Source organism: Ruminococcus flavefaciens 007c, from assembly GCF_000571935.1.
GTDB classification, from domain to species: Bacteria; Bacillota; Clostridia; order Oscillospirales; family Ruminococcaceae; genus Ruminococcus; species Ruminococcus flavefaciens_F.
In genome coordinates this window covers 168,518-182,040 of record NZ_ATAX01000023.1, presented here as the reverse complement: position 1 = coordinate 182,040, position 13,523 = coordinate 168,518, and the positions used below count along the sequence as shown (strand labels likewise).

At 40.1% G+C, this 13,523-nt stretch carries 9 protein-coding genes and 1 tRNA gene; 2 read left to right on the top strand and 8 right to left on the bottom strand.

Annotation, left to right across the window (positions count from 1 at the left end; all coding sequences use genetic code 11):
• Nucleotides 1-23: 23 nt before the first annotated feature.
• From RF007C_RS07730 to RF007C_RS07720, 3 genes are read right to left on the bottom strand one after another with little or no spacing between them, the layout of a single operon-like run.
• The gene (locus tag RF007C_RS07730; protein ID WP_037298867.1) at nt 24-956 is read right to left on the bottom strand and encodes a sugar nucleotide-binding protein; all 933 of its coding nucleotides are present in this window, start codon (nt 954-956) and stop codon (nt 24-26) included.
• A gap of 13 nt (nt 957-969) precedes the next feature.
• A complete protein-coding gene (locus RF007C_RS07725) occupies nt 970-1,902 on the bottom strand; it encodes a glycosyltransferase (RefSeq protein ID WP_037298865.1) in 933 nt (310 codons plus the stop codon).
• Nucleotides 1,895-3,022 carry an FAD-dependent oxidoreductase gene (locus RF007C_RS07720; RefSeq protein WP_037298862.1) on the bottom strand — a complete coding sequence of 376 codons (1,128 nt, stop codon included), beginning with the start codon at nt 3,020-3,022 and terminating at the stop codon, nt 1,895-1,897. Before RF007C_RS07720 ends, RF007C_RS07725 begins: the two co-directional genes overlap by 8 nt.
• A gap of 409 nt (nt 3,023-3,431) precedes the next feature.
• Here RF007C_RS07720 and RF007C_RS07715 point away from each other — a divergent pair, with 409 nt between their 5' ends.
• Nucleotides 3,432-4,106, top strand: coding sequence for a hypothetical protein (locus tag RF007C_RS07715; protein WP_037298859.1), 675 nt, complete (start codon nt 3,432-3,434; stop codon nt 4,104-4,106).
• Nucleotides 4,106-5,812, top strand: coding sequence for a vWA domain-containing protein (locus tag RF007C_RS07710; RefSeq protein ID WP_037298856.1), 1,707 nt, complete (start codon nt 4,106-4,108; stop codon nt 5,810-5,812). The genes RF007C_RS07715 and RF007C_RS07710 overlap by 1 nt, the downstream gene beginning before the upstream one ends.
• A 169-nt stretch (nt 5,813-5,981) precedes the next feature.
• Here RF007C_RS07710 and RF007C_RS07705 read toward each other — a convergent pair.
• The 5 genes from RF007C_RS07705 to RF007C_RS07680 all read right to left on the bottom strand — a co-directional run bounded on the left by RF007C_RS07705 (nt 5,982) and on the right by RF007C_RS07680 (nt 13,307).
• Nucleotides 5,982-6,056, bottom strand: a tRNA-Gly gene (locus RF007C_RS07705).
• A gap of 88 nt (nt 6,057-6,144) precedes the next feature.
• Nucleotides 6,145-7,680 (bottom strand): ribosomal protection-like ABC-F family protein, encoded by a 1,536-nt coding sequence (gene abc-f / locus RF007C_RS07700; RefSeq protein ID WP_037298853.1) that lies wholly within the window; start codon nt 7,678-7,680, stop codon nt 6,145-6,147.
• A 376-nt stretch (nt 7,681-8,056) separates the two neighbouring features.
• Entirely contained in the window at nt 8,057-8,713 is a 657-nt protein-coding gene (locus tag RF007C_RS07695; RefSeq protein ID WP_037298850.1) for a GNAT family N-acetyltransferase, read from the bottom strand.
• A 228-nt stretch (nt 8,714-8,941) separates the two neighbouring features.
• Nucleotides 8,942-10,684 carry a putative bifunctional diguanylate cyclase/phosphodiesterase gene (locus RF007C_RS07690; protein ID WP_037298847.1) on the bottom strand — a complete coding sequence of 581 codons (1,743 nt, stop codon included), beginning with the start codon at nt 10,682-10,684 and terminating at the stop codon, nt 8,942-8,944.
• 280 nt (nt 10,685-10,964) lie between these two features.
• Nucleotides 10,965-13,307: a dockerin type I repeat-containing protein gene (locus RF007C_RS07680; RefSeq protein WP_037298845.1), complete on the bottom strand. Its 2,343-nt coding sequence runs from the start codon at nt 13,305-13,307 to the stop codon at nt 10,965-10,967.
• Between the last annotated feature and the right edge of the window lie 216 nt (nt 13,308-13,523).

Sequence of the window (13,523 nt, the reverse complement as noted above, 5' to 3'; positions counted from 1 at the left end):
TTAAGAACCTCTCGTATATGAAATCAATCACACTGTACTGCATTATCGTAAAAATCCTTTATTTGTCTGATAATACTTTCCTTACTTTCTATATAACCGTCTTTCCCGCCAAAAAGCTCAGAATAAACAGTTTTGTAATCATATTTTGCAGGAGACTGAGATACGATATTACTGAATTTTCCGCCCATAACCGCATAATAAAGCTCTTCTGCCGAAACAGGCTCAGTTGCGGGATGCCAGAGTCTTATATCGTTCTTTATTGCTGTCTGAATATCCTTCCAAAGACTTGTAAGAGGATAAAACTGGAAAGAGCTCCTGCTATCCGTGAAATTAAGCGCCGAGAAGCCGGCATCAAGAAAATGCTTTTTCAGCTCGCTGCGGTCTTTATCGTTTACCTGAAGCTTATAAAAGCCGTTATCGCATGAAACATAGCTTTCAGCAATAAGACTGTCGGCTTCCGATAATTCCCTGTACTTTTCAGCCTTCAGCATTGAAGGTATGATATTTATCATATCGAATATAAAGTTTTTCTTCAGATTTTTGCCGAACAAACCGGGCAGACGTATGATAAGGGCATCTTTGTAATTCTCTCTCACCCACTGCTCCAGCCTGTAACGGTCAAGACCATAGGCATGAAGTCCTTCAGTGTCTATCTCCGAATTCTCATCAACATCAACAGGATTCTTAAAAACATCAACTGTAGAGATCAATACCAGTTTTTTGGGAGCTATCCTGCTTATGTTGTTTTCAGCTTCAATAATGAGTTCCATATCCTTTTCCGGAGCATTATTAGCAAGGAATTTCTCGGCCCTCAATCCCGAATAAACAAGCAGATCAGGACTTGTTCCGTATGCTTCGCTGATATTCTTTGAATTGTAGACCGCTTCAAAATCGCCTGCTGCATATATATTGCTTCCTACGAAACCGGTATATCCTACAAGAGCTTTTGTTGGCATAAAGCAAGCCTCCTTATTTCGTGATCTTCTCTATGTTATCAAAACAATAGCGTTTATGCTTGAATACGAGATTTACAAGCAGCTGCAAATACCTTACAATAATAGTGAGTATCGCAAATAATCCAAAGAAGGATATTGAAAGGAACAGTACCGTAGTACTCCATCCCTCAACAGGCTGTGCAGATACATAGACAACAATTGAATATATTATCATGAACAGCGAGATTATCATCATGCTAATAGTCAGGAACTTTGAAAGGCGATAGCCGAATTCCGTGAATAGTATAAGCGAATCCACAGCAAGCTTTGAGCGATTTTTCTGCTCTGCTTTATCCTTGACATAGGATTTGTCTGCTGTCTGCTTATATCGCAGTATCTTTGAATGGAAGCCTGCTGTAAGATAAGCCTGCTTTCTGTATGGGACTGTTTTGTTTACCGAATTTACACGGTTGATAAGTCTTCTGCTCACCACTCTGAAGCGCTCGGAGCACATCTTTGTGCCTGTAAAATGTTCAAATACCCTATAGAACATTTTCGAAGAGAAGCTCTCATCTTTATCGGGGGCAACGCCAACAATATCATTTCCTGCAAGCAGCTCTTTGTATGCATTCATAATTGTATCCGCAGGAAAATCCAGTAAAGTACTGTCAAACTCAAATATAATATCGCCGATAGCAAGGTCATTTCCTGCATTCATAGCTGTTTCCAGTCCGTGGAAATAACTGAGATGCACAATAGAAACACTGCACGTAGAGGCATTATGGCAAATATCCTTTACCATTTCTATGCTGCCGTCCGTTGAATGGTCGTTTACAAGTATTATTTCCGAACTTTCAAAGTTCTTTTCAAGCTCATTTATGAGCATTTCCATAAAGCTGCATATATCCTTGCCCGAATTATGAGCATATACAACTGCCGATACAAAGCTTTTTTCTTTATTATCCATTGATCAGTACCTCATCAAGATCATAAACTGTATTTATCTTACCCGAAAGCACGCTTACAAACGTTGGAGAAGATGTGTGAACGCGGATCACAGTTGGACGCGAATCGTCTATCTCAGACTTCATAAGTATGGGCTTCATGGAGTAGATAGAGTGGTCAAAAGTGAAATCATATTCACTTCGCATATATTTCTTCGCAAGTCTTTCCATATAAGGGAAGGCCGAAGGAGGACGCGTGGTGCAGTCATTGCAGTTGCCGAGCATACACGGGCTGCATGAATCGTTGTTGTCCTGACATGAGAATGTAGGAACATCATCATAGCTTGTAGCATGGGGAGTAAAAGTTACAGATGTCAGTGAATGGAAGCCTGTCTTTCCGTAGGGCATTATAGAGAAGAAAGGTCCGTCCATAACCGTAATGCCTGTATTTTTTAGCTTTTCACTTGAATGGCATAGTATAAGCTCGCATAATTCGTACTTTATCTTGAACTTTTCTCCGCCTATCTTATCAATGATCTGATTTACAGAAGCATATGTAGCATTAAGAACAAAGGGAGCAGAAAACTCCTCGCCATCTGAAAGTGAAACCGTATAATACTCACCCGATGCCTCGATCGTATCGATCTTTACTCCGAATTTAAATGTTACCGAGCCGTTTTTGACTTTTTTTATCTCATCGAGCATATATTCCTTCAAAAGTCCCGCATCATAGGTGTATTCTCTGGTAAGAAACGCACCATCGCACATTCCGCTATTGAAGAACTGATCGGGATGCAGCGGCTCACAGGGAATATTGGCGGCTTTGCAGAAAGCAATGAACTGTTCTGCATTTGTCCATGAGTACTTGTCCGAAGTCGCATAGACCTGATCAAACTCACTGTTTACACAGAATCCGAAATCGTTGTTGAAGCGGTCAAAATAATTTGCTGACCTCATTGCTGTCGATAAAGAACGCGGATAATGATAGCCCTGATGGACTCTTGCCTGATTAATTGTTGTAGCCCTCATAAAAGGCTCTTTATCACATTCAAGAACGATAACATTCATTCCCCGCCGTGAACAGAAAAGCGCAGCATACAAACCATACAGACCTGCACCTATTATAATCCTGTCATATTTCATTGATTAAACTCCAATCAGATAGTTGAAAATAACATACATCAGAGTTGCTTTTACTAAATCATATCCGCATCACTGACACATTTAAATATATTATACCATAAATAAAACTGAATTTCAATACAAAATGCTGTTGTTTAAATATTTTATAATTTAAAAAATAATTACTTGATTATGCCCTGAAATACTGATATAATAACTTAACTACAATAAAGGAGATCAGTTCTGGAACACTGTCACCTATCCTTCCATACACAGTGGATCCGCGGCTGCCGAACCATTGCACACACAGCTATCGGCAGAATATCCGTTTATTTCTTCCTTTGCTGATTGACTTTTTTGTAATAATGATATATAATAGTATGAGACGCAGCTTTTGCGATCATCAGCTGCAATGATTGGGGTGAATTTTTTGAAAAAATACTTGGGACAGATTATTTTCAATCTGATTGTGGCGATCTCAGGTGTACTGCTTTTCAGCTGTACCGGCATACTGGATTCAGCTTTCTTGTCTGTTCTCGCCATAATCTGCATAGTTGCCGTGATGACTTGGGGTAATTATTATTTCATCAAGGCCTATGATCTTGGAAGGAAAGCATTTCAGAAGGCATACATAATAGATGAACATACCTTTGAATCTCTTAATGAGCCGAAGGACTATATCGAAGTCATCAAAGACCTGAAGGATTATCCTCTTTGCCGTCAGGAAGCATCAAAGATTCTTGAACAGTGGGAACTTTTCCAGAAGAAATCCGTGGCTCTCGATACCATAAGCTCAAGCGGCGGCGTTTATGATCTTGTCAATCAGGACATACAGTCCGTTATGATCAACAATATGCTGCTTTTTATAAAACGAACCGCCATAATACAGTCAACTTCCAGAAACGATGAGATAGGTATGCACAGGAATTACCTAAGGATGCTCACAGGAAGAAACGAAAAGATACTTGCTGATTACACAAACCTTCTTATTGAAGTTTCACAGATGACAGACAGTGAAAGAATGAATACAGAGATCAAATCTCTCAGTCTTATCATTGATTCTATACGTGAATACAAGAAAGAAATGGAAAGTGAGGATATATAATGAATAAAAGCAAATCTCCTGTTATAATCGCAGTTATTGGCGCATTGGTAACTATGATAATGATAATTGCGGTAATTCACAGTACATCATCAGGAAAGAATAACAAGGATCCTATGCCTTCCACAGGCAATTCAGCCAATGATCCCGAAAAGGTCCTTGAAAGAAGCCTGAAAAACATAAAAGTAAAAACTTCTACAAAGGTTCAGGGAACTGTTGACTATTCAGACAAGTCAGCTGCTAATCTTCCCAACATCAATACCAAATATCCCCTTACCATTGAAGGTACAGGCGATGTTGACATTGAAATCTTCTCTACCTCTGAAAAGGCAGGAAAGAACAACAACGGCTGGCTCAATGAGATCGCTCAGGAATTCAATGACCAGAGAAACCGTCTCTCAAACGGAAAGACCATATCAGTAAGCGTCAGAAGTATTCCCTCAGGAGCTTCTTCTGATTACATTTCAAATAACGTGTACATCCCACAGGCTTACACACCTTCAAACGAGCTTTTCGGAAAACTCGCAGCAGAACAGGGGGCAAAGCTCAATCTTGAAGCAGAATCTCTTGTCGCCAATACAGCAGGTATAGCGATCTCGCGCACCGCATCTTCCGCAGTTGCCTCCAAATACGGAGAAGTAAATTTTGAAAACATAGTTGATGCAGTTGTAAACGGCGAGCTTCAGATGGGTTATACATACCCTTATACATCAGCCACAGGACTAAATTTCCTTGTAAATGCACTTCAGCACTTTGACGGAAATGATATACTCAGCAGCGGAGCAATAGAAAAATTCCAGCAGCTTCAGAAAGGTATCCCCTTTGTATGTTATACAACAGACCAGATGGTAAACGCTATGCAGAGCGGTACACTTCAGGCAGGAGTTGTCGAATATCAGGCATATACAAACAGCCCTGTACTCAAAGGCGGATATGACTTCGTTCCCTTTGGTTACAAGCACAGCAATCCCCTTTACAGTGTTGGAGACCTTTCATCAGACCAGAAGGAAGCTCTTTCAGCTTTCTTAAATTACGCTCTCAGCGCCGGTCCTCAGGCACACGCAAAGGAATACGGCTTTGATCCTGACAATTCGTTCAAATACACCACAGCTTCCATAAGCGGTGCAGACATTATGAGTGCTCAGCGCCTCTGGAAGGAAGAGAAGGATTCTGGCACTCCCACAATCGCACTCTTTATCGCAGATGTATCGGGAAGCATGACAGGTGATCCACTCAACAGACTTAAGGATTCGCTCCTTGAGGCTTCTAAGAATATAAAATCCGATAACTATGTAGGTCTTATCTCCTACAGCGATGATGTAACGATTGATCTTCCTATAGATCAGTTCGGACTTGAACAGCGTTCATATTTTGCAGGAGCTGTAGAAAAAATGCGTGCAGGCGGAAATACCGCTTCATATGACGCTCTTATGGTAGCCGTTAATATGATAAACGAGTACAGAACGACAGTGCCTAATGCCAAAGCAATGATCTTCCTTCTCAGCGACGGTCAGTGCAATACCGGTATCAGCTACAGTTCCGCAGCAAACGTTGTTTCACATTACGGCATACCGATCTACACCATCGGATATAACGAGCAGATCGATTCGCTCAAGGATCTTTCATCTATCAACGAAGCTGTCTATATAGACGCTGACAATGACGACGTTATTTACGAGCTTTCAGCTCTCTTCAATGCTCAGATGTAATAAACCCGGAAACAGCCTGTACATACAGTACAGGCTGTTTTTTTATATTATTCAGTAAAATACATCAGACTTTATCAGCGATGTACAGCGATCTAAGCTGCTATGAGATATAAAAGAACAAACGCCCCACTAAAAAGTGAAGCGCGAACTTGCCTGCGGGGCTCCCCGCTGGAGCAGATAACGGGGGTCGAACCCGCCTCCTCAGTTTGGGAAACTGAAATAATAACCGCTATACTATATCTGCATTAATATAATTATATCACAGGCAGGTAAAAAATGCAAGCATAAATAAGAAAAAGCAGCTGTATAAGCTGCCTTTTCTCATCAAAATATCATATTTTTCTTAACTCAACAACATCCGTTGCGATCTTTTCCCGAAAACGCACATCATGTTCCACAAAAAGCATTGTAGGCTTGTATTCGTCTATTAGCTTTTCTATCTGCATACGCGAGAAAACATCAATATAGTTCAGTGGCTCATCCCATATGTAAAGATGTGCAGGAGTCAGCAGACTTGCAGCTATCAGAAGTTTTTTCTTCTGCCCCTCCGAAAAGTCTTCAATATTTTTCAGGAACTGTGTCCTGTCAAGATCAAGATGCCTCAGAACAGTACAGAACAAGCTGAGATCAAGTCCGTTCTTCTCACAAAAATCATCTATACTCCCACTTACACCGGAGGTATCCTGAGATACATATGATACCTTCAATCCCGAAGCAGCATCCATTATTCCGTTTTCCGCAAACTGCTCCTCATAGCTCTTATATCCTGTTTTCTGAAGCACAGCCTTTATCAGCGTTGATTTGCCGCAGCCGTTTTCACCATGCAATGCTATTCTGTCCCCTTGCCTCAGAACAAATGTCAAAGGCTCAAAAACAGGATCCTGGCTGCCTGTATAAGTAACCGAATAATCTCTGAATACCAGTACAGACTCCTTATGATGAACAAGAGGTGTAAGCCTAAGATCGGGATTTCTCTCAATATCCTTAAGAAGGCCTTCCCTTTCGTCTATCTCACGCTGTATACGTTTTTCTATATGCTTTACTCTGCTCTGCATTTTCTTTGTCTTTGCGCCTATATAAGATCTGGTGCTGATACATCTGTCATTTTCTTTTACAGGATCAAATCCTATTTTTGTACGTTCGCTTTTATCAGCCCATTCAGACGTTCTTTTTGCTGCCCGACGAAGTTTTCTTATCTCCTTTTTATGCTTTTCGTTCTCTGAAAGCTCAAATTTATCCCTGCGCTCCTTATTCTCCATCCAGACCGAAAAATTACCGCTCAACACCTCGATACTCTGTCGGTTCAGAACAAGAACATGATCAATACAGGCGTCCAGCAGATCTCTGTCATGAGAAACAAGTATAAAACCGTTTTTGGACGCAAGGTATCTTTTGACAGTCTCTCTTGCATTCATATCAAGGTGATTTGTCGGTTCATCAATAAGCAGAAATTCGTTTTCACCGCTGAAAAGCACGGCAAGCAGCAGCTTTGTACGCTCACCGTGGCTTAGCTGCCCAAAAGGACGATAAAGAATATCCGCATCCTCCCCGAGCTGAATAAGCTCACATATTACGCGCCATTCCTCACAGTCCGCTCTCAATCTGTCTAAAAAAACCGATGCCGGCAGTTCCAGAAATTCTTTCGGAATATAATATGGGAAATACTCAAATTTTGCCGAAGTCTCAATAGATCCACTGTATCTGTATTTACCGAGAAGCAGATTCAGAAAGGTAGTTTTTCCCTTGCCGTTTCGCCCGATAAATCCAAGCTTCCAGTCGGTGTCAATGGAAAATGACACATTTTCAAAAATATTGTCAAAGCTTCCATCATAATAAAATGTCAAATCGTTTACTCTGATCTGTGACATATTTGTTCCTCCTCTCACATTCCCGAAAAAAACGGGAACCATTTGTTGCCAAACAGTTCCCGTTATGTTTCATTACCTCAAGAAGGCGCAGACAGATACAGCTATCCGCAAAAATATATAAAGCACAAAAAAGAGGTTATGAGAACATAATCCACTTTTGGCAACATGATAAGACAGTATGCCTGTATTTTACACACTGTCAGCTTTGCTATTCATGTATTCAAAAGCGAATTATCTTTTCATCCTCACACCTCTTCCGTATTTTCATGGGTTCATTATAGCACATTGCGAGCAGTTTGTCAAGTATATTCCCTGAAACAGCGTAAAAAAGCATCTCCGCCATTAAGACGGAGATGCCGCACCTATGATCTTTTAATTACCATGTTATGGAAGAATGACTGTGAATATAAAATTCCTCCTGACTTGGCTGCCAGCCCTTTACTTTAGGCTGAAAAAGAGCATCGAAGGCTTCAACAGCCTCGGTGTCATCGCAGGGCTTATCAGCATCGCTGGGATGATAGAACCATTTTCTTCCGTCAAGAGCATCATCTCTGAGAACCTTTACCAGCAATGCAGCAGGAAACACATCTCCTTCAAAGCATACATTATACTTTTTGCAGCTTTTATAGCCTCTTGCAACATAATTATCGGGATTTCCGAAATTAATTACAGTGTCATAGCCCATTTCAGCTGCAATACCGAAGGTGTATTCAAGCAGGGCTTTTCCGAAGCCCTTGCGCTGATACTCAGGCAGAACACAAAGAGGTCCCATAGTAAGAACCTGTTTCTCGTTCCCCTGCTCGTCCGTAAGCTTGCTTCTGCAATACATAACAGAACCGACGATCTTACCGTCTGCCTCGACAACGTGATCCAGCTCACGGATAAAATCCTCATGTTCTCTCAAAATATGTATAAAATAGTGCTCATGACAACCAGGCTTATTCAGATTCCAGAATGCCTCGCGGGCAAGATTTTCAACTTCACGATAGTCCTTTTCTGTTTCCCTGCGAATGATATAGTCGTATTTATTCATTTTTATTTCCTCCTGAAAATGTTGACCGGACACGGGAGGCTTGTGTGAGTATGTATTCGCAAACCTCCCGTTTACGCTACTATCTCCTTTTTAAAAGTATTATTCAAACAAAAATCTCCTTTTAAATATTTATATTGAAGACTTGTACATAAGTCCTCATTAACAGATTTATCCCATTAGGAACACATCACAGCCCCTAAAAACTGCATTTTGTCAGTAAAAAACAGTTTAAGATGAACCGCCGAGAACAAGCAGCTCGGCCTCTTCCTGCGGAAGCGGTCTTCCCCAGATATAACCCTGTATAAAGTCACATCCGATATCGCGGAGTATCTCAAGCTGCTGATCATCTTCGACGCCCTCGGAAATGACCTCAAAATCCATAATATGGCCGATAGAGATAATAGCCGCAACATACTGCTTTGATGACTCGCTCGTATTCATCTTATCAATGAAGGATTTGTCTATCTTCAGCAGATCAGCCGGGAACTTATTCAGGTAACTAAGTGAAGAATAACCTGTACCGAAATCATCAATTGCTATTTTTACTCCCAAACTCTTGATGTCATTTATACATTGAAGAGCCTTTTCGGCAGAATCTATCATCACCGACTCGGTTATTTCAATCTCAAGCTGACTTCCTGGAATGCCAAAGCTGTTTATTACATCCTTGATCTCATCTATAAAATCATTCTTCATAAGATGTTTCACAGATACATTTACGCTGAGAGTTATATCGTCATCTGACTTTTTTATTATCCTGCTGAAAAAATCTGCAGCTTTTCTGAGAACTCTGAGATCGACCTTATCAATAAGCCCGACCTTTTCCGCCACAGGTATGAACTCAACAGGACTGATGTTCCCTCCGTCGGGATCATCCATACGGGCAAGAGCCTCAAACCCACGCAGTTTATGTGAAATATCATACTGAGGCTGAAGAACGAAGTATATCCTGTCTTCTTCAAGAGCTGTCCTGATCTTGCGCTCGATCTCAAGTGTCTTTTCAACATTGAGCAGATCGGGAGTAAACCTTGTTAAATGTTCACTATTGTTTGTGCGCTTTACGTTATACATAGCAGCGTCAGCATAGGAAAACAGCGAATCCACGTTTTGTGCATCAGTGGGATATTCCGCATACCCAAAACTTGCAGTTATAAAGTAATCGCACTCGTTTATGGTCAGTCTGTTCTCCAGAACCGATTCATAATACCTGATGGTGTTTTCAATATCCTCATCGGAATGATAGTTACGGATAATGATAGCAAACTCATCTCCGCCCTGACGGGTTATAAAATCGAGAGTTCCTGAAAGTCTCGAATCAGCAGCAGCTTTCCATCGTTTGGCAATCTCGGTAAGAACTACATTTCCCATATCGTGTCCCATTGTGTCATTGATACTCTTGAAGTTATTCAGGTCAATGGAAACAACAGCAAATTTCTCGCTGCGGCTTACAAGGTCATTTATCAGCTCCGAACAGGCAAATCTGTTCGGAAGTCCAGTAAGCCTGTCCGTAACAGCCTGGTCACGGAGTCTTATCTGGTATTTCTCTATCTTTACATTATAAAGGTAGAGCATTAAGACGGCGAAGGAAGTCAGGATATTGCCAAATATTCCGGGAAGTATAGCAATATTATGGTGTCTCATCATCTGTATCAGAAGCAACGGAAACTGTGACAAAAGTATTATAAGTGCGGTACAAAAACCTTTCTTACGATAAACTACAACCAATGAGATTATACTCAGATTTCCAAGAGATGATAAAACTCCCGCAAAAGCGGTAAACGGAAGGACCTGATTTCCGACTCTTATTATGTTATTGGAATGCGCAAGTCTGTTTATAACAACAGATGTAAAAATATAAATTATAAGAAGGACAAAGAACCAAATCTTCGGAGCTTCTTTTCTGGCAGAAAGTGCATTCAGAGTTGTATCTATATTTCTCTCTTTTCTGTCAGTGTCATTGCCATTTCTCATAAATTACCCCCTTGTAATTTTCAAGATGATATATGCTCTGTCACGTTATACTCTTTGAACCCTCCCCAAAACTCAAAGAACATGATAAGAACAATATATAAGGTATGTTTTATTCTCAATAAAAAATGAAATAAATCCGATTATATCAGCAATGGCGTAATACTCAAAATCATCTATGAATTTATTATATATCATTGTATCAAAAAAGTCAATTATTTCGAAAAAAATTAGCTCAGACGCCTCCTTTGCAAAAAAAGTGAGCCTTAAAGGCTCACTTTTTTCAATATAATGATGAATCATAATCAAAAGTTTGTTTTATAAATTCTCCGCCGGGAGCTGTTCTGAAGCTGACGGTCACACTGTCTTCTCCCCATTCTACAGAATAGTTTTCGCTTTCGCAAGGGATCTCTTTCAATTTTTCAATGTCTTCCTTAGCGCCGAAAGGCTTGAAGTCCTTCTCAACGGGAACGTCTAATACTCTTTTGTTCCCTGCATTCAATGCCATACCTACTGTATATGTAAGGTATACAGAGACCGCACTCTCATTTCCGAAGCTGTACTGGCTTATTCTTATTTTTCTTGAATTGTAATCTTTATCATCGCTTATTAAAGCTGTGTCACCCTGCGGATCATACTTCTCATCAATGATTCTATGATCAACAAAGCTTACACTCAGATCATCCTTATCATATCTCTTATCAAAAATATAAGCATCAAGGCATAACTCTATTACATCGCCGTAAAACAGACTGTCCTGCTCATTTATGACAATGTTGCCGTCAAAGAGCTGGGCATTGTATTTTGACGGTACATTATGCCAGCATATGATCCTGAAAAGTATAAAGTGATCCTTGAAGAAATCTTCGTCTATGCGTATTCCTTTGTTTTTTTCAATATATTCAAACTGCTCCTTTATCTTCTCCTGATTTTTATCATCATATGTATCGGTGATAAAACCATTAAATTCGTCATATGTTCTCATTATAAAGCTGCTGTTTTCATTAATAGATTGTTCTGGGTAAGCAGTAACGCTGAAATGCTTTGAATCAATATCCTTAAATCTGCTGTTAACCCACTCAACTTCTCTTTTTTCCAACTTTTCGGAAGGATATATTACCTGATGGATCTCAACAGCCTCAGGCAGAATACAATTCACCTCACAAGACTCAAGCTTGATAGTCAGAGGAGAAAGAAAATCTTCATCCGCCGTTTTTTCAATGCAGACACCTTCTACATCAGTCGAAAGGCCACCGTATACCTGTTTCCCGAGATGGAGCAGCAATACATTCTCCTTGAAAAACTCATCATCATAACTCTTTTTTAATTCACGCTCAACAGCAGGCCTGAAATTCTTTTCCGCAAACTCATCGAAATCCTTTGCAGACCTGAATACATAAGATGAATTTTTCAGTGCCGCTTCCTCGCCTTCAGCGGTCACGTATACGGTAGTATCCTTTTTATATGTATAGTCTTCCACGTAACTGCTTAGAGAGAGTATCTTTTTTCTCAGCTGGATAAGGTCAAAAACATCGGTAACTCCGTCATCATTGACGTCAGCCGAGATGATGCCGTTTTCAGTAAGTGAATATTCTCCCATAAGATACCTGCTCATAATTATGAGATCAGCAATATTTACCTCAGAATCACAGTTAACGTCAAACTTTACGGGTTCAATTGGTTCCGAGCCCATTCCTGTCTCGGTAATTCCGCTTGTAAATGAGCCTTTTTCCATTCTTGCATAATATTTTTTCTTTTGTCCGGTAAGACTATCCTTAGTATAAAAATTCAGATGGTCCGAAGCATTTTCAGTCGGTTCATAGATATGATAATGGTAAATATCATCCGAAAAAATTCGATCCTGCAGCGAAGCATAGCTTCCGCTGTTAACAGTCTTGCTTTTTCTTATGCTACCCTTGGCCTCGACTGACGATTTATAATCAGTGCCGATAACAATCTCCTGAGAAACATTGTCATAATTATATACTGTCCGTACATAAGGCACACCATCAAGCTGAGTATTTACAAAGGGATAATAATCCGATTGAAGAATATCTTCAATACAATAAAATCTTTTTGAAAAGCAGGCAAAATACTGCTCATTGCTTTCCCTTGCTTGCTCAGCGTATTCCTTACGCAAAGCCTCAAGATCGGTCAGTTTACCGTAATCCGCCTTATCAACAAGCTTTACCTCTGTTTTCCCATCTTCCTCAGTAACAAGATAACTATTTATGACAGGATAAAAGAAGTGAAAATGATTTTTCCTTTCCTCATCTATATCGAATGATACGATCTGTTCAACGTTTTCACAAACAGAAACAAGATTCACTGAACCTTCACTTGGTTCGAAAACGAACCCGAAATCTTTGCTTTCATCACTGATATTTTTTAAGGAAAACGGTCTTGCAGAATTAACTATAAAAGTTGAGGTCTGGAAAACGGTCTTTAAGAAATATACCGAATTTCCGTCAACGCAGTACCCGTCAGGATATTCCTTCAAAAGATCACGCGATCCATCTACAGAACCTGATGATAACGCATCTTCTGCTGCAGCCGACGGAATACACGGCATTACTACCGATAACGAAATAACTGATGCAAGAATAACTGAACTTAACTTTTTCATACCAAAACCTCCCGACATTAATAATAAAGTGTAAAAACAGCTTTTATAATACTTAACGTCAGACAAGCCGTAATGTGCGGCTGAAAATGTAAATATTCTGTTAACATTCTTTTTGTGCGATCAGTCTGCAAATGTTCACAAAAAGTTAACAAAGCAAGCCGCACATTATCCCCTTTCAATTCGTTAAGCTTTATGAAAACGCAAAACACTAACTTT

Coding starts and splice junctions, on each gene's coding strand:
- RF007C_RS07730 (WP_037298867.1), bottom strand. CDS start 956: ATGCCAACAAAAGCTCTTGTAGGATATACCGGTTTCGTAGGAAGCAAT.
- RF007C_RS07710 (WP_037298856.1), top strand. CDS start 4,106: ATGAATAAAAGCAAATCTCCTGTTATAATCGCAGTTATTGGCGCATTG.
- abc-f (WP_037298853.1), bottom strand. CDS start 7,680: ATGTCACAGATCAGAGTAAACGATTTGACATTTTATTATGATGGAAGC.
- RF007C_RS07690 (WP_037298847.1), bottom strand. CDS start 10,684: ATGAGAAATGGCAATGACACTGACAGAAAAGAGAGAAATATAGATACA.
- RF007C_RS07695 (WP_037298850.1), bottom strand. CDS start 8,713: ATGAATAAATACGACTATATCATTCGCAGGGAAACAGAAAAGGACTAT.
- RF007C_RS07680 (WP_037298845.1), bottom strand. CDS start 13,307: ATGAAAAAGTTAAGTTCAGTTATTCTTGCATCAGTTATTTCGTTATCG.
- RF007C_RS07720 (WP_037298862.1), bottom strand. CDS start 3,022: ATGAAATATGACAGGATTATAATAGGTGCAGGTCTGTATGGTTTGTAT.
- RF007C_RS07725 (WP_037298865.1), bottom strand. CDS start 1,902: ATGGATAATAAAGAAAAAAGCTTTGTATCGGCAGTTGTATATGCTCAT.